The 15,897-nt window shown below is 73.7% G+C and carries 13 protein-coding genes; 9 read left to right on the forward strand and 4 right to left on the reverse strand.

The window, feature by feature from the left end:
• Nucleotides 1-58: 58 nt before the first annotated feature.
• Entirely contained in the window at nt 59-1,090 is a 1,032-nt protein-coding gene (locus AB5J87_RS05430; protein WP_369374507.1) for a LacI family DNA-binding transcriptional regulator, read from the reverse strand.
• Between the two features lie 108 nt (nt 1,091-1,198).
• Here AB5J87_RS05430 and AB5J87_RS05435 point away from each other — a divergent pair, with 108 nt between their 5' ends.
• Both AB5J87_RS05435 and AB5J87_RS05440 read left to right on the forward strand, forming a co-directional pair.
• Nucleotides 1,199-1,429 (forward strand): hypothetical protein, encoded by a 231-nt coding sequence (locus AB5J87_RS05435; protein WP_369374509.1) that lies wholly within the window; start codon nt 1,199-1,201, stop codon nt 1,427-1,429.
• A 145-nt stretch (nt 1,430-1,574) separates the two neighbouring features.
• On the forward strand, nt 1,575-3,083 hold the full coding sequence (locus tag AB5J87_RS05440) for a flotillin family protein (RefSeq protein ID WP_369374511.1): 1,509 nt from the start codon (nt 1,575-1,577) through the stop codon (nt 3,081-3,083).
• Nucleotides 3,084-3,140: 57 nt separating this feature from the next.
• Here the strand turns inward: AB5J87_RS05440 and AB5J87_RS05445 are convergent, their stop codons facing one another.
• Nucleotides 3,141-4,589 (reverse strand): APC family permease, encoded by a 1,449-nt coding sequence (locus tag AB5J87_RS05445; protein WP_369374513.1) that lies wholly within the window; start codon nt 4,587-4,589, stop codon nt 3,141-3,143.
• Between the two features lie 165 nt (nt 4,590-4,754).
• On the opposite strand from AB5J87_RS05445, the gene AB5J87_RS05450 reads away from it, so the two are divergent.
• The 3 genes from AB5J87_RS05450 (at nt 4,755) to AB5J87_RS05460 (ending at nt 9,327) form a co-directional block, all read left to right on the forward strand.
• Complete coding sequence (locus AB5J87_RS05450; protein WP_369374515.1) at nt 4,755-5,939, forward strand: ROK family protein; 1,185 nt, start codon at nt 4,755-4,757, stop codon at nt 5,937-5,939.
• 113 nt (nt 5,940-6,052) lie between these two features.
• On the forward strand, nt 6,053-8,743 hold the full coding sequence (locus AB5J87_RS05455) for an exo-beta-D-glucosaminidase (protein WP_369374517.1): 2,691 nt from the start codon (nt 6,053-6,055) through the stop codon (nt 8,741-8,743).
• Between the two features lie 155 nt (nt 8,744-8,898).
• Nucleotides 8,899-9,327, forward strand: a complete 429-nt coding sequence (locus AB5J87_RS05460; protein WP_369374519.1) for a hypothetical protein — start codon at nt 8,899-8,901, stop codon at nt 9,325-9,327.
• Nucleotides 9,328-9,411: 84 nt separating this feature from the next.
• On the opposite strand, the gene AB5J87_RS05465 is transcribed toward AB5J87_RS05460, so the two are convergent.
• Together AB5J87_RS05465 and AB5J87_RS05470 are read right to left on the reverse strand one after the other, a co-directional pair.
• On the reverse strand, nt 9,412-10,452 hold the full coding sequence (locus AB5J87_RS05465; RefSeq protein ID WP_369374521.1) for a glycosyl hydrolase family 18 protein: 1,041 nt from the start codon (nt 10,450-10,452) through the stop codon (nt 9,412-9,414).
• A 151-nt stretch (nt 10,453-10,603) separates the two neighbouring features.
• Nucleotides 10,604-11,428: a TIGR02452 family protein gene (locus AB5J87_RS05470; RefSeq protein ID WP_369374523.1), complete on the reverse strand. Its 825-nt coding sequence runs from the start codon at nt 11,426-11,428 to the stop codon at nt 10,604-10,606.
• A 98-nt stretch (nt 11,429-11,526) separates the two neighbouring features.
• Here AB5J87_RS05470 and egtA point away from each other — a divergent pair, with 98 nt between their 5' ends.
• From egtA to egtD, 4 genes are read left to right on the forward strand one after another with little or no spacing between them, the layout of a single operon-like run.
• On the forward strand, nt 11,527-12,813 hold the full coding sequence (gene egtA, locus AB5J87_RS05475; protein WP_369374525.1) for an ergothioneine biosynthesis glutamate--cysteine ligase EgtA: 1,287 nt from the start codon (nt 11,527-11,529) through the stop codon (nt 12,811-12,813).
• Nucleotides 12,813-14,144, forward strand: coding sequence for an ergothioneine biosynthesis protein EgtB (egtB, locus tag AB5J87_RS05480; protein ID WP_369374527.1), 1,332 nt, complete (start codon nt 12,813-12,815; stop codon nt 14,142-14,144). Before egtA ends, egtB begins: the two co-directional genes overlap by 1 nt.
• On the forward strand, nt 14,144-14,923 hold the full coding sequence (gene egtC / locus AB5J87_RS05485; RefSeq protein WP_369374529.1) for an ergothioneine biosynthesis protein EgtC: 780 nt from the start codon (nt 14,144-14,146) through the stop codon (nt 14,921-14,923). Before egtB ends, egtC begins: the two co-directional genes overlap by 1 nt.
• Nucleotides 14,896-15,867 (forward strand): L-histidine N(alpha)-methyltransferase, encoded by a 972-nt coding sequence (gene egtD, locus AB5J87_RS05490; RefSeq protein WP_369374531.1) that lies wholly within the window; start codon nt 14,896-14,898, stop codon nt 15,865-15,867. Before egtC ends, egtD begins: the two co-directional genes overlap by 28 nt.
• Nucleotides 15,868-15,897 lie beyond the last annotated feature (30 nt).

Below are 15,897 nucleotides of genomic sequence, written 5' to 3' on the forward strand. Positions count from 1 at the left end.
CCGCCCCGCCGCCCGCCGGGGGCACTCGGCCGCCGCCCCCGTGCCCGGCCCGGGGCGTTCAGCTGGATTCCCGGCACACCACGCTGGCGCCCATCAGGTCCCGCCGGTCGCGCACCGAGGAGGGGTCGCGGACCACCGCGTCGACCAGCTCCGCCAGGCGCCGGCCCGCGATCATCTCGACGTGGACCGTGCTGAGGCGGGGGCGCAGCAGGCTGCCCAGGAGCAAGTCGTCGGCGCCGACCACGGCCGCCTCGGCGGGCACCTCCACCCCCGCGTCCTGGAGCGCGCGCATCAGGAGCATCGCGTACTCGTCGTTATACGCGTACACCGCGTCCAGGCCGAGCCCCCGCCAGCGGCGGGCGAGGCCGGCGGCGGAGTCCTCCGCGTACGCCATGTCCAGCGGCTCGACCACCGCGGCCGTGCCGGAGGCGGCCTCGCGCGCGCCCGCCAGGCGCGGTCCGGCGAAGAAGTGCAGGGCCGGGTCGGAGGGGACCACCACGCCGATGCGGCGGTGGCCGCGCTCCAGCAGATGGCCGACCGCGCACCGGCCTATCTCGCGCTGGTCCATCACCAGCGAGTGCGCGCCCTCCACCCGGCGGGGGCCGAGGGTGACGACGGCCCGCGCCCCGGACCGCTTCAGCAACTCGACGCCGTGCGGGGTGAGTTCGATCTCGCCCAGCGAGATCACCGCGACCGGGCGCAGCTCCGCCCAGGCGCGGGCGGCCTCCTCCGCGCCGAGGCCGAGGCTGCCGTACTGCACCACGGTGTAGTCCAGCCGCCGCAGCCCCCACTGGAGTTCGTCGAAGAAGCGGCAGTAGAGGGGGCCGAGCGGCTGGCTGGCGCTGGGCAGCAGCACGATCCGGGTGTGCCCGGCGCGCAGGCTGCGGGCGGCGGCGTGCGGCACATAGCCGAGCTGTTCGGCGGCCTCGCGCACCCGCACCCGGGTGGGCTCGCTGATGCGTACGGCCGAGGTGTTGTTGAGGACGTAGCTCACCGTCGCGCGCGAGACTCCGGCCAGCCGCGCCACGTCGGCGCTGGTCGGGACGGGACGTTCGGCGGGCTGCCGGGGCTGCTTCGCTGTATCGCTCATCGCGTTCGGCATCCTTGCAGAAGCGCGGCCCGCCCCGACGGGCGGATGGCCGAACTCCGCCGGGGCGCAACCGGATATACGCTCCCCCGGACGGGGAGGGGCACGGGCATGGACAGCGGTGCGGGGGACGACTACATGGTGGGTCTGCTCGGGCGGGTGACCGGCAGGATCGGGCCGGGTCTGGTGGGCGAGGTGATCGTCCGGATCCGGGGCGGCGCGGAGCACTTCCTGGCCTATCCGGCGGTGCCGGGCGACCGGTTGGAGCCGGGGACGGTGGTGACGGTGGTGGAGTACCTGCCGCCCCGGACCGTCTACGTGTCGGCGGCGTACGGGGGTTGATCCGGGCCCCGGGAGGGCCGGGCGCACCGCTGTCACCTGGCCGTATCAAGATGGCGACAAGGAATCGTCAACGTCTTCTCGATCGCCCCCGGCAGGAGCACACTCCCTTCGTCGGTGCCGCACGGCACCGCTTCGAAGGGGGCGCATGCCGATGGTCGTCGGCGTCGCGGCGGGGCTCGTTCTCGCCGCCATCATCGTTCTGGTCGGTCTGTTCAAGCTCATGTGGCGGGTGGCCGAACCGAACGAAGCACTCATCATCTCCGGCTCCAAGCACAAGACCGAGGGTCTCGGCGAGGGCATGGGATTCCGGATCGTCACCGGGCGCGGCACGCTCGTCCTGCCGGGTGTGCAGGCCGTCCGGAAGCTGTCCCTCGACCTCAACGAGACCGAGCTGTCGGTGGACTGCGTGACGCACCAGGGCATCCCGCTGCGGGTGCGGGGCGTGGTCATCTTCAAGGTCGGTGACGACTTCGTGTCGATCGCCAACGCCGGCCGGCGTTTCCTGGACCAGCAGAAGATGATGTCGGAGCGCGTCCACAACGTCTTCGCCGGTCATCTGCGTTCCATCGTGGGCGGGTTGACGGTCGAGGACATGATCCGCGACCGGGAGAAGCTCACCGGTCAGACACGGGCCGCCTGCGGTACGGAGATGGAGAAGCTCGGGCTGATCGTCGACTCGCTGCAGATCCACGAGATCGAGGACCCGACCGGGTACATCAAGAACCTGGCGATGCCGCACGCGGCGGCCGTGCAGCGGGACGCGCGGATCGCGCAGGCCGAGGCGAACCTGCTGGCCACCGAGGCCGAACAGCAGGCGTTCGCCCGGATGTCGGAGGCGACCCGGGACAGCGAGATCCTCCAGGCGGGCTACCAGGCCGAGCGGGACAAGGCAGCCGCCAAGTCCCAGCAGGCCGGTCCGCTGGCGGACGCGGCGGCCCGCCAGGAGGTCGTCGTCGAGGAGACCCGGGTGGCCGAACTGGAGGCGCACCGCCGCGAACAGCAGCTCCAGGCTGACGTGCGCAAGCCCGCGGACGCGCAGGCGTACCAGAAGCGGACAATGGCCGAGGCCGAGCGGGACGCGCGGATCTCGGCCGCGCAGGCCAAGGCGAAGGAGACGGAGCTGGCGTCGGCGGCCGAGGCGACCCGGGTGAAGGCCGCCGCGGCGGCCGAGGCCCAGGCCACCGAGGCGCGCGGTCTGGCCGCGGCGAAGGCGACCCGGGCGACCGGTGAGGCCGAGGCGGCGGCGACCCAGGCCAAGGGCCTGGCGGAGGCCGAGTCGGCCCGGGCCAAGGGCCTGGCCGAGGCCGAGGCGATCAAGGCGCGGGCGGCGGCCCTGGCGGAGAACCAGGAGGCCGTGGTCGCCCAGCAACTGGCCGAGAACTGGCCCCGGATCGTGGAGGCGGGCGCGGGCGCGTTCGGCAATGTGGAGCACATGGTGCTCCTCAACGGCGCCGAGGGCATGTCGGAGATGTTCGCCAAGGCGCTGACGATGGGCGGTACGGGTCTGGGGCTGGCCCGTCAGCTGCTGGCGTCGATGAACCAGAACGCCTCCCCGGCGCCCGGCGCCGCCTCCCCGGCCGGCGGCCCCGGGCTCAACGGGCGGGGCGCGGCGGTCTCGACGTCCATCCCGATCGGCGAGGAGGACGACAGGTAGCCCTGGGTGCGGGAGCGGTCGGCCCCCGTCCGGATTCCGGGCGGGGGCCGTTCCGCGTCAGGCCCCGGCCGCGTCCGGCACCGGGTCCGCCGCGTACTCCTCCCGTATCTCGTGCGGCCCGAACGGCCACACCTTCTCGAACCGCGCCCACACCACGAACGCCACGCACCCCAGCGCCAGCCAGGCCAGCGACCACTCGATGGGGTGGCGGCCCGGCGAGTTCCTGTCCGCGTATCCGTAGATCACCAGCCAGCCGACCAGGGCGACCAGGCTCGGCAGCGGGTAGAGCCACATCCGGTAGGGGCGGGGCAGCTCCGGACGGCGGCGGCGCAGGACCGTGAGGGCGACGATCTGCGCGAGCGCCTGGACCAGCACCATCACCGTGGTGAGCAGCTGGATGAGGGTGGCGAGGTCGGTGTGGCGGCCGATGAGGAAGCCGACCGCCGTGATGACGCCCATGGTGGCCAGGCCCAGGGTGGGGAAGCGGTGGCGGGGGTGGAGCCTGGCGTACGGGCGGAAGAAGACGCGGTCGCGGGCCGCGTCGTAGGGCACCCGGGAGCCGCCGAGCAGCCCGGTGAAGACGGAGGCGAACGCGGTGACGAGGATGAGCACCGTGACGACGTCGGCGGCGCCCTTGCCCCAGGTCTTCTCCAGGACGGCGGAGGCCACCGAGGTGGAGGCGATGTCGCCGGGGTCGGTCATCCGCTGCCAGTCGATGACGCCGAGGGTGCCGATCTGCAGGAGCAGGTAGATGGCCATGATGCCGAGGATGGAGTAGACGACGGAGCGCGGCAGGGTGCGGCCGGGGTCCTTGATCTCGGCGCCCATGTACGCGGTGGTGTTGTAGCCGAGGTAGTCGTAGATGCCGATGGTCAGGCCCGCGGCGAAGCCGAGCCAGAAGTGGTTGCTGGTGAGTTCGAAGGCGCCGGAGGGGTAGGTGAAGGCGCGGTCGGCGCTGAAGTGGGTGGCACAGGCGACGATGACCAGGGTCACCGAGGCGATCATCACGACCCACATGACGGCGGTGATCCGCGCGATGTGCTCGATGCCGCGCCACAGCAGCAGCACGACCAGCGCGATCACGCCGAGCCCCACCAGGTCGCCGCCGGTCTTCCCCAGGTCGGGGGCGAGGTAGCCGAGGTACTGGACGAAGCCGACCACGCCGGTGGACATGATGAGCGGGATGAAGAGCATCGCCGTCCACACGAAGAGGAACGGCATCAGCCGTCCGGAGCGGTACTGGAACGCCTGGCGCAGATAGACGTAACTGCCGCCGGAGCCGGGCATGGCGGCGCCGAGTTCGGCCCAGATCAGCCCGTCGGCGAGGGCGAGGACGGCTCCGGCGAGGAATCCGATGACCGCCTGCGGCCCGCCGAAGGCGGCGACCATCAGCGGGATGGTGACGAACGGGCCGATGCCGCACATCTGGCTCATGTTGATGGCGGTGGCCTGGAAGAGTCCGATGCGGCGGACGAAACCGCCGGGCTCGGGCGGGGTTCCGGACACGGGTGGACCTCCCTGGGGACGCGGGGAACGGGGTTGGGGGGGCGGGCGTTCCCGGCCAGTGCGGGGGTGCGCCCCGGCGTCGGGCGTGCTCAAGTTAAGTACCTTTACTTTGGGCGTCAAGAGGTCGCCGGGAAACCGTCGGGAGCGATGCGTGAGAATGATGCGATGACCAGCAGCGACGAGGGTGAACAGCCCTGGAACCCCCAGCGTCAGCGAAACAGCAACGAGCGGCTGCTGCTCGACCGGCTGCGCAGCGGCGGTCCGGCGTCGCGGGCCCAACTGGCCCGGGAGAGCGGTCTGTCCAAGCCGACGGTCTCCAGCGCGCTGGCCGCGCTCGCCGCCACCGGCCTGGTCCGCGAGGCGGGTACGCACACCCCCGAGCGGGGTCGCTCCGCCGTCCTCTACGCCCCGGACCCGACCGCGGGTTACGCGCTGGGCATCGACATCGGCCGGGCCTGGCTGCGGGTGGCCCTCGCCGATCTGGACGGCACGGTGGTGGCCCGCTCCGAGGTCCGCAACCAGGCCCGCACCTCGAACACCATGGCCGACCTCGTGGTCACCACCGCCCACCAGCTGGTCGCCGGGTCCGGGGTGCCGGCCGCCAAGGTCGTCCAGGCGGTCGTCGGCACTCCCGGGGTGTACGACGAGGAGAAGCGCCGGGTGCGCTACGCCCAGCACCTGCCGGGCTGGGGCCGCCCCGGCCTCTTCGACCGGATGCGCGACGGGCTCGGCCTGCCGCTGGCGGTGCACAACGACGCCAACCTCGCGGCGCTCGGCGAGTACACCTTCGGGGTCGGCGCGGGCAGCCGCCTCTTCGTCTACGTGATGATCGGCACCGGTCTCGGCATGGGCGTGGTGAGCGAGGGCCGGCTCTTCACCGGCGCGCACGGCGGCGCGGGCGAGATCGGCTTCCTGCCGTGGCCCGGACGGCAGAAGCCGGACACCCTGGAGGACGCGGTCTCGGGGGACGCGGTGGTGGCGGCGGCCCGGGAGCACGGCATGGCCGGACCGCTCACCGCCAAGGACGTCTTCACCGCCGCCCGGGCCGGGGACCCGGCCGCCGTCAAGGCGGTCGAACTGGAGGGCGAGCGGCTCGCGCACACCGTGGCGGCGGTGGCGGCCGTGCTCGACCCGGACCTCGTGGTGCTCGGCGGGGGCGTCGGCCACAGCGCGGACCTGCTGCTGCGGACCGTACGGGAGACGCTGCGCACGCTGACGCCGCTGCGGCCGAAGGTGGCGCCCAGCGGGCTCGGCGAGGACGCGGTGCTGCTGGGCGCGGTGGCGACGGCGCTGGACACGGCGCGGGACCTGACCTTCGAGCGACGGACGCACACCCCCGGCGGTCGTTGACATGCTTCGCTCACATCTCTACCGTCGGAGTCGAATTAGTAAAGATTCTTAACCAGTACGCTCCCCACCAGTGCGCAGCGCGGCCGTCCGACCGGACCCCCTGGGAGACCACCGTGTTCCACCGCCGTCCCGCCCTCCGAATCCGCCGCCGGACCGCCGCCGCCGTCGCGCTCGGCCTCGCGCTGGCCCTGACGCAAGGCACCTCCTCGGCAACTCCCGCCGCCCGTGCGCCGACCGCCCCCTCGGCCACCGCGCTCACCGGGTACGCGATCCAGTCCACCGCCAAGGTCACCGACCCGCCCTCGGCCGTCTCGCGGCCCGGATATCCCACCCCGGGGTGGTACCCGGCGGGAGCGCGCTCGACCGTGCTGGCGGCCCTGCTCGCCCACGGCGACCACCCCGACCCCTTCTACTCCACCCAGCAGAAGCGCATTCCCGCCGCCGACTTCGCCGTGCCCTGGTGGTACCGCTCCGACTTCACCGTCGCCGACACCTCGGCGCGGACCTACCTCGACTTCAGCGGGGTGATCTCGGCGGCCGACGTGTACGTGGACGGGCAGCAGGTCGCGGACGCCGCCACCGTCTCCGGCGCGTACACCCGGCACGAGCTGGACATCACCTCCCTGGTCCGTCCCGGCACCAACACGGTCGCCTTCCGGGTCCGGCCCAACGACCCCCGCAAGAACCTCACCATGGGGTGGATCGACTGGCTCCAGCCGCCGCCCGACGAGAACATGGGGATCGTCCGCGACGTGGTGGTCCGGCGCGGCGGCCCGGTGGCCCTGCGGGACGCGCACGTGGTGACCGCGCTGGCCGTGCCCTCCCTGGCTAGCGCCGACCTGACCGTGAAGGCGCGGGCCCGCAACGACACGGCGGGCCCGGTGACGGCCACCGTCTCCGGCACCATCGGCGCGGTCTCCTTCAGCCAGGACGTGGCGCTCGCCGCGCACGAGACGAAGACCGTCGCCTTCACCCCCGGCGCCTTCCCCCAACTGCGCCTCTCCGCGCCGCGCGTGTGGTGGCCCGCGGGCATGGGCGAGCAGGCGCTGTACGACCTCGACCTCACCGCCACGGTCTCCGGCGCCGCCTCGGACACGGCGCACGAGTCGTTCGGCGTCCGCGACGTCAAGGCCCCCCTCAACGCCGACGGCGCCCGCCAGTACTCCGTGAACGGGCGCCCGCTGCTGATCAAGGGCGGCGGCTGGTCCCCGGACGAGTTCCTGCGCTGGGACCGCGGCTACGCGGAGGACCGGCTGCGGTACGCGCTCGACCTCGGCCTGAACACCATCCGGCTGGAGGGCCACATCGAGCCCGACGAGTTCTTCGACCTGGCCGACCGCTACGGCGTGCTGACCATGCCGGGCTGGGAGTGCTGCGACAAGTGGGAGGGGCAGGTCAACGGCGGCGAGCCGGGCGACAAGTGGACCGCCGCCGACTACCCGGTCGCGGCGGCGTCGATGGCCGCCGAGGCGGCCCGGCTGCGCGACCACCCCAGTGTGGTCTCGTTCCTGATCGGCAGCGACTTCGCCCCCGACCGGACCATCGAGAAGACCTATGTGGACGCGCTGCGGGCGGCCGACTGGCCGACCCCGGTGGTGGCCGCCGCGTCGGACAACTCCGCGCCCCTGAACGGCCGTTCGGGCATGAAGATGTCCGGCCCCTACGACTGGGTGCCGCCGAACTACTGGTACAACAAGCAGGAGGGCGGGGCCACCGGCTTCAACTCGGAGACCAGCGCCGGACCCGACGTCCCCACCCTGGACACCCTGCGCCGGATGCTCTCCCCCGCCGAGCTGGACACCCTCTGGAAGGACCCGTCGGCCAAGCAGTACCACCGCTCCCCCTCGGCCGCCTTCGCCACCCTCAAGCTGTACGACGACGCGCTGGCCGGCCGCTACGGCCCCCCGAGCGGCCTCGACGACTATGTGCGCAAGGCGCAGCTCGCCCAGTACGAGAACGTGCGCGCCCAGTTCGAGGCGTACGGCCGCAACGCCAAGGACCCCGCCAAGCCCGCCACCGGGGTCGTCTACTGGATGTTCAACAGCGGCTGGACCTCGCTGCACTGGCAGCTGACGGACCGTTACCTCGACCAGGGCGGCGCCTACTTCGGTGCCAAGAAGGCCAATGAGCCGCTCCACGTCCAGTACGGGTACGACAACCGCGCGGTCTCCGTGGTCAACAACCGCCACGCACCCGCCACCGGACTCACCGCCCGGGTGACGCTCTTCCACACCGACGGCACCCAGAAGTACGACCGCACGGTGAGCGGGGTGCGGGTGGGCGGCGACGGCGCGAGCACCACCGCGCTGACCCTGCCGGCGGACGTCACCGGCCTCTCTCCCACGTATCTGGCCCGACTGCTGCTCACCGACGCCTCCGGCAAGGAGGTCAGCCGCAATGTGTACTGGCTCTCCACCAGGCCCGACGTCCTCGACTACGAGCACACCGACTGGTACCACACCCCCACCACGGGCTACGCCGATCTGACGGGGCTCGGCTCGATGGCCCGCGCGGAGGTGCGGGCGACCGCCTCCACCACCACGGACGCGGGCACCTCCACCACCACCGTGACGCTCACCCGCACCGGCGCGGGCCGGGCCCCGGCGCTGCTCACCGACGCCCATCTGGTGGACGGGCGGGGCACCCCGGTGCTGCCGGCGCGCTGGTCCGACAATCAGGTCACCCTGTGGCCGGGCGAGTCGGCGACCCTCACGGCCACCTACCGCACGGCCGACCTGCACGGCTCCGCGCCCCGAGTGCGCGTCTCCGGCTGGAACACCCCGACCGCCACCGTCCCGGGGTGAAACCCCCGACGTACCGCGCGAGTTCGACCCGGGGCGCCGCGTACCGCGAGGGTTGACCGCCGGTTCAACCGGCGGTTTGACGAAGGCGCGCGGCGGATTCCCTAGCGTTCTCCACGGCCGGGATTCGGCCGTGGAGAACCCAAGGGGGAACAACCGTGAACGTACGCAGGAGTGCCGCCGTGAGCGCCGCGGCGCTGGCGCTGGGCGGCAGCCTCGCCGCCACCACCGCGGCGACCGCCGCACCCACCAGCCACCCCACCACCTCGGTGACGGCGCTTTCGAGCGGCCAGTGGGGGCCCTACACCCACAAGCCCACCACCTACTGGCCGACCGGCGACTTCGTGCCCACCGGCCGCCATGTGAGCGCGAGCGCGCAGTGCTGGAACGGCGGCGACGGCACACAGGTCAGGGTCCAGCTCGTCCGCACCAAGGACAAGCACGTCATGGCGCAGTCCAGCTACCACTACTGCACCGGTCAGACCGTGTCGGCCTCGGCGAACGTCGCCACGGCCAACGGGTACTACCTGCGCATCAGCCTCAAGGGCAAGCCGCACACCATCAAGGCGTGGGCGAACTGGAGCTGACCGCACCGCACTTCGCGGAGCCCCCGCCCGGTCCGCCGGGCGGGGGCTCCCGTCGTCCCGGGCACGGCCGGCCGCGCGCCTCGATCAGGTCCTCGCGAGCACCGGCCACAGCGCCGGGTCCTCGAAGTCCAGCGCCCACAGGGAAGTGCCCCGCACGCCGTACCGGGCGAGCAGGGGCAGGCACGCCTCGACGCCCCGGGCGTCCTGGTACCAGACCTCGCGGGCGGTGCCGTTCGCGTCCCGGTAGGTGAAGTGGGGCGTCTTGGAGACCGGGTCCAGGGCGTAGGGCGCGCCCTGGGCCTTGCGCAGCGCCTCCGCCTCGCGCCAGGTGACGTGCCGGGCCCGGGCGCCGCCGCCCGCGGGCCAGTCCCAGCCGTAGCCGGGCAGCGCCAGCTCGATGCGGTCGGCCGGGATCAGCGCGGTGGCCCGGCGCAGGATCTCCTCGTACCAGTCGACCCCGGCCAGCGGGCCCGGGTCGCCGCCCGACCAGTGCCGGTCGTACGCCATGATCCGCACCCGGTCGGCGGCCCGGCCGAGCGCCGCGTAGTCCCAGATCCGGCCGGTGGCGGCGGTCTGCGGCGAGACGGTGCTGACGCACTTCTTGGCGAGGGCGTGCAGGCGGGCGCAGAGCCCGGTGACGAAGGCCGCGTAGTCCGCCCGTACCGCCTGGTAGGCGGCGTCGCCGGTCGGGGCGATCGACTCGTAGTCGATGTCGAGGCCGTCGTAGGCATGGCCGCGGACGATGCCCACGAGGGTGTCGACGTGGGCGGCGCGGCGGGCCGGGTCGGCGAGGATCGCGGCGAGGACGCCGGGCTCCATCGTCTCCATGACGGTCGGCACCACCGCGATCCCGGCCGCGTGCAGCCCGTCGACGACGCGCCGGTCGCCCGCGCCCGGGTGGCCGTCCACCCGCTCGGCGGCGACCGCCCGGTACCAGAACGGGCTGACGGTGTGCAGCTGGGCGGCGTGGCGCAGGGCGTCCTGGTAGGCGCCCTCCTGGTCCCAGTAGGGCAGCCAGGCCGAGACGGTCCCGGGCGGGGCGGGCTCTTCGGCGAAGGCGGCGGGCGGGCTCGTGAGCAGGGCGAGCAGGGCGGCGCAGAGGGCCGCCAGAACGCGGACGATCATGCGCCGAGCCTGCCCGGGGCGGCCGTGCCCCGCCGGGCGGACTGCGCCGGGCGGCGCAACGGGGACCGGGCAGTGTGCCGGGCCGCCCGTCGGCGCAGCCGTGTCGACCCGCCGGGTCGGCAGTGGTCGGGCCTGGCCCCGGCCCGGCCCGTCAGGCTTCGGCGAACACCCGCTCGAACGCCCCCAGGGTCGTCCGGCCCGGCGTCCGGTCCAGGACGGCGAAGACGGTCTCGTCGAAGTGGCGGGCGAACCGGCCCCGCCCCGTCAGATGCGCATGGAAGGCGCCCGCCACCCGCTCCGGGTCGTTGCGGAACACCCCGCAGCCCCAGGCCCCGAGCACCAGGCGCCGGTAGCCGCAGGCGGCGGCCGTCTCCAGGACCCGCTCGGCCCGGCCCACCAGCGCCGCGGGGATCCGGTCCACGGCGTGCGGGGTGCGTTGGCGGATCACTCCCGCGTTGGGCGCGGGCGAGGTGAGGAAGCCGACCCGGAACGGCTCGTCCAGGAGCCGGCCGCGGTCGTCCCGGAAGACCGGCACACCCGGCGAGTGGACCACCCGGTCGCTGTAGAAGACGTCGCGGTCGGCGCGGTGGTGCTCGTAGAACCCGGGCACCGTCAGCAGCGTCGCGTACAGCGCGGAGGCGCGGCACAGCGCCTCCTCCTGGGCCTGCGCCCCGTTCAGGAAGCCGCCGCCGGGGTTGCGCGCGGAGGCGAAGTTCAGCACGGCCACCTCGCCCGGGGCCGCCGCGACCATGCGCCGGGCCGCCTCCAGGCTGCTCTCGCCGGTGACCGCGCGTACGCTGGAACCGTCGGTGGCGGGCGTCACCGGCACCGGGCCCGGTCCGTACAGCCGGGTTCCGTCGATGGACGCCGTCAGCCAGGCGGCGATCGAGACCGCGGACCCGGCGGGCGTCCCGTACGCGCCGGCTTCGGTGATCTCCACGGTGTGGCGCGCGAGGTCGCGCAGTCGTGCACTCATATCCAGCATCGTTGACGCCGGGACGACCCTCCCGCAACATACTTTCCGTCCGGTTGGGCACTCTTGTGCGAGATGACGGCAGTGGCTTAGGTGGGACAGTGCACCGAAAGAGCCCCCGAGTTGGGGAAGCGACCGTGTTGACAACACCGTTCACCGAAACGGAAGCGGATGATCTGCTTCGATGTATCTGCTTCAAGACCGGCCCACCCCGCAGGATCGGGGTGGAAGTGGAATGGCTCGTCCATGATCTGCACGATGCCCGGTCCCCCGTCCAGCACCACCGACTGGCCGACGCCTACGCCGCCTTGAGCGCGCTGCACCTGCGATCGGCCCTCACCGTCGAACCCGGCGGCCAGCTGGAGCTCAGCTCGCTACCCGCCGAATCCCTGATGGAGTGCATCGACTCCGTATCGGCCGATCTGACGGCCGTCCGCGGACTCCTGCGCACCCGGGACCTCACCCTCGCCGGCTTCGGCCAGGACCCCTGGCAGCCACCGCGCCGCTATCTGCACCAGCCCCGCTACGACGCGATGGAAGCCCACTTCGACCGCACCGGCCCCGCCGGGCGCGCCATGATGTGCGCCTCGGCGTCCGTGCAGGTCTGTGTGGACGCCGGGCACGAGGAGCCCGGCCCCCTGGGGTTCGGCCGGCGCTGGCGGCTGGCCCATCTGCTCGGCGCGGTCCTGGTGGCCGCGTTCGCCAACTCCCCCTACCGGGACGGCAGACCCACCGGCTGGCGGTCCGCCCGGCAGGCCGTGTGGGCCACCATCGACCCGGTCCGCGCCCTCGCGCCGCCGCTGGACGCCGAGCCCCGGGCCGCCTGGGCGGCGCACGTCCTGGACTCCCCGGTGATGTGCGTGCGCCGCGCGGACGGGCCGTGGGACGCGCCGCCGGGACTCACCTTCCGCGAGTGGCTGCGCGCCGACGGGCCCGGCCGCCCCACCCGTGAGGACCTGGCCTACCACCTGACCACGCTCTTCCCGCCGGTCCGGCCGCGCGGCCACCTGGAGCTGCGCATGATCGACGCGCAGCCCGGCGAGGACGGCTGGATCGTCCCGCTCGCCGTGACCGCCGCGCTCTTCGACGACCAGGCCGCCGCCGAGACCGCCTACCGCGCCGTCAAGTCCCTCGCGGAGAGGGCGGGTGCGCTGCCCGCGCCGCGCAATCCGCTCTGGCTCGACGCGGCCCGCAGCGGGCTCGCCGACACCGAGCTGCGGGAGGCGGCCGAGCTCTGCTTCGCGGCGGCGCTCGAAGCGCTGCCCCGGCTCGGCGCCACCCCCGAGGTCCAGCGGGCGGTCGCCGCCTTCACGGACCGCCACGTCGCACGGGGCCTCACCCCCGCGGACACCTCGTCCGCCCTCGCCCCCGGGAAGGACCACCACTGATGACCGGCCCCGAACCCACCGGAGCGGACCTCATCGATCCCGAGGCGCTGCGCGAGCGCGCCCTGACCGCGCTCACCACCGCGCGGGCGCGCACCGCGACGCTCACGTCCTGCGTCGACGACCACGACCTCACCGCCCAGCACTCGCCCCTGATGTCCCCGCTGGTGTGGGACCTGGCGCACATCGGCAACCAGGAGGAGCAGTGGCTGCTGCGGGCGGTCGCCGGGCGTGACGCGATACGCCCCGAGATCGACTCGCTGTACGACGCCTTCGAGCACCCCCGCGCCACCCGCCCCTCACTGCCGCTGCTCTCCCCCGCCGAGGCGCGCCGCTACGCGGCGGAGGTGCGCGGCCGGGCGCTGGACGTCCTGGAGAGCACCCCGCTGCGGGGCGGTCCGCGCCTGGTCGACTCGGCGTTCGCCTTCGGGATGATCGCCCAGCACGAACAGCAGCACGACGAGACCATGCTGATCACCCATCAGCTGCGCAGCGGCCCGCCCGCGCTCTCCGCGCCCGAGCCGCCGGACGCCTCCACCACCGGCCTGCCCGCCGAAGTCCTAGTCCCCGGCGGCCCGTTCACCATGGGCACCACCGCCGAGCCGTGGGCGCTGGACAACGAGCGGCCCGCCCACCACCGGATCGTCCCGGCCTTCCACCTCGACACCACGCCGGTGACCTGCGGCGCCTATCTGCGGTTCATCGAGGACGGCGGCTACGGCGACGAGCGCTGGTGGGAGCCGAAGGGCTGGGCCATGGTGCGCCGCCACGAGCTGACCGCGCCGCTGTTCTGGCGCCGGGAGGGCGGCGAGTGGCTGCGGCGGCGGTTCGGGGTGACCGAGCCCGTACCGCTGGACGAGCCGGTGCTGCACGTGAGCTGGTACGAGGCGGACGCCTACGCCCGCTGGGCCGGGCGGCGGCTGCCCACCGAGGAGGAGTGGGAGAAGGCGGCCCGCTTCGACCCGGTGTCCGGGCGCTCGCGGCGCTACCCCTGGGGCGACGCCGACCCCACCTCGGACCACGCCAACCTGGGCCAGCGCCATCTGCGGCCCGCCCCCGCCGGGGCGTATCCGGCGGGCGCCTCCCCGCTGGGCGTGCGCCAGCTGATCGGTGACGTGTGGGAGTGGACGTCCAGCGACTTCATGCCCTATCCGGGCTTCGTGGCGTTCCCCTACCGCGAGTACTCGGAGGTGTTCTTCGGGCCCGACCACAAGGTGCTGCGCGGCGGTTCGTTCGCCGTGGACCAGGTGGCCTGCCGGGGCACCTTCCGCAACTGGGACCTTCCGGTGCGCCGCCAGATCTTCGCCGGGTTCCGGACCGCGAGGGACGCCTGATGTGCCGTCACCTCGCCTACGCGGGACCGCCGGTGGCCCTCGGCGAGCTCCTGGTGGCCCCGCCGCACGCGCTGTACCGGCAGTCCTGGGCACCGCGCCGCCAGCGGTACGGGACGGTCAACGCGGACGGCTTCGGCGTCGGCTGGTACGCGCAGGGCGATCCGGTGCCGGGGCGCTACCGGCGGACCGGGCCGGTGTGGGCCGACCTCTCGTTCGCGGACCTGGCCCGGGTGGTGCGCTCCGGCGCCCTGCTCGCCGCGGTGCGCGACGCCACCGAGGCGGGCGCCGACGGCGAGGCAGCCGCCGCCCCCTTCGCCGCCGGGAACTGGCTGTTCAGCCACAACGGGGCGGTCAGGGGCTGGCCCGGCTCGCTCGCGCCGCTCGCCGCCGCGCTGCCCGCCGAGGAGCTGCTGCGCCTCGAAGCGCGCTGCGACTCCGCGCTGGTGTGGGCACTGGTGCTGCGCCGGCTGCGGGCGGGCGACGACCCGGGCCGGGCGCTCGCCGACACCGTGGCCGAGGTGGCCGCGGCGGCCCCCGGCTCCCGGCTGAACCTGCTGCTCACCGACGGCACCACGATCGCCGCGACGACGTGGGGCGACACCCTCTGCCACCTCTCCGTACCGGGCGACCGCACGGTGGTCGCCTCCGAGCCGTACGACGACGATCCGCGCTGGCGCGAGGTCCCCGACCGCACGCTGCTGGTCGCCACCCGCGCCGATGTACTGCTGACCCCCCTCAAGGAGCCTTCCTCGTGCACCAGTCCCACCCGTTCCAGCTGACCCGCGCCTTGCCCGAGGACGCGACCGGGGCCGCGCTGCGCGCCGATGTGCTGCACGGACTGACCGGCACCCCGAAGACCCTGCCGCCCAAGTGGTTCTACGACGCGCGGGGCAGCGAGCTCTTCGAGGAGATCACCCGGCTCGACGAGTACTACCCCACCCGCGCCGAGCGGGAGATCCTCACCGCGCGGGCCGCCGAGATCGCCGCCGCGTCCGGCGCCCGCACCCTGGTCGAACTGGGCTCGGGCTCCTCCGAGAAGACCCGGCTGCTGCTCGACGCCCTGCCGGACCCGCTCACGTACATCCCGGTGGACGTCAGCGAGAGCGCGCTGACCGGGGCGGCCACGGCCCTCATCGAGGAGCGGCCGAAGCTCGACGTGCACGCCCTGATCGCCGACTTCACCCGGCCGCTGGCGCTGCCCGCCACCCCGGGCCCGCGCCTGGTGGTGTTCCTGGGCGGCACCATCGGCAATCTGCTGCCCGCCGAGCGCGCGGAGTTCCTGGCCTCGGTCGCGGCGGTGCTGGAGCCGGGCGACGCGCTGCTGCTCGGCACCGACCTGGTGAAGGAGGAGCGGGTCCTGGTCCGGGCGTACGACGACGCGCGGGGGGTGACGGCCGAGTTCAACAAGAACGTGCTGGCCGTCATCGACCGCGAGCTCGGCGCCGACTTCGACCTCGACGACTTCACGCACGTGGCGCGCTGGGACGCCGAGCACGAGTGGATCGAGATGCGGCTGCGGGCCCGGGCCGACGTCACGGTGAAGATCCCCGAACTGGATCTGGTGGTCCGCTTCGAGGAGGGCGAGGAGCTGCGCACCGAGGTCTCGGCGAAGTTCCGCCGCGAGGGCGTGCGCGCCGAACTGGCCGCCGCCGGGCTGACGGTCACCCACTGGTGGACGGATGCCGCGGGCCGGTTCGCGCTCTCCCTGGCGACGGCGGGCTGAGCCGCCCGGGGCCCCCTCCGCGCGAGACGC

Origin of the sequence: Streptomyces sp. cg36 (genome assembly GCF_041080675.1) — a bacterium.
Classification (GTDB): Bacteria; Actinomycetota; Actinomycetes; order Streptomycetales; family Streptomycetaceae; genus Streptomyces.

Bases quoted from the DNA above. Each gene is read 5' to 3' on its own strand.
- AB5J87_RS05440 (WP_369374511.1), top strand. From the start codon at position 1,575: ATGCCGATGGTCGTCGGCGTCGCGGCGGGGCTCGTTCTCGCCGCCATC.
- egtC (WP_369374529.1), top strand. From the start codon at position 14,144: ATGTGCCGTCACCTCGCCTACGCGGGACCGCCGGTGGCCCTCGGCGAG.
- AB5J87_RS05465 (WP_369374521.1), bottom strand. From the start codon at position 10,452: ATGATCGTCCGCGTTCTGGCGGCCCTCTGCGCCGCCCTGCTCGCCCTG.
- AB5J87_RS05450 (WP_369374515.1), top strand. From the start codon at position 4,755: ATGACCAGCAGCGACGAGGGTGAACAGCCCTGGAACCCCCAGCGTCAG.
- AB5J87_RS05430 (WP_369374507.1), bottom strand. From the start codon at position 1,090: ATGAGCGATACAGCGAAGCAGCCCCGGCAGCCCGCCGAACGTCCCGTC.
- egtB (WP_369374527.1), top strand. From the start codon at position 12,813: ATGACCGGCCCCGAACCCACCGGAGCGGACCTCATCGATCCCGAGGCG.
- AB5J87_RS05470 (WP_369374523.1), bottom strand. From the start codon at position 11,428: ATGAGTGCACGACTGCGCGACCTCGCGCGCCACACCGTGGAGATCACC.
- AB5J87_RS05435 (WP_369374509.1), top strand. From the start codon at position 1,199: ATGGACAGCGGTGCGGGGGACGACTACATGGTGGGTCTGCTCGGGCGG.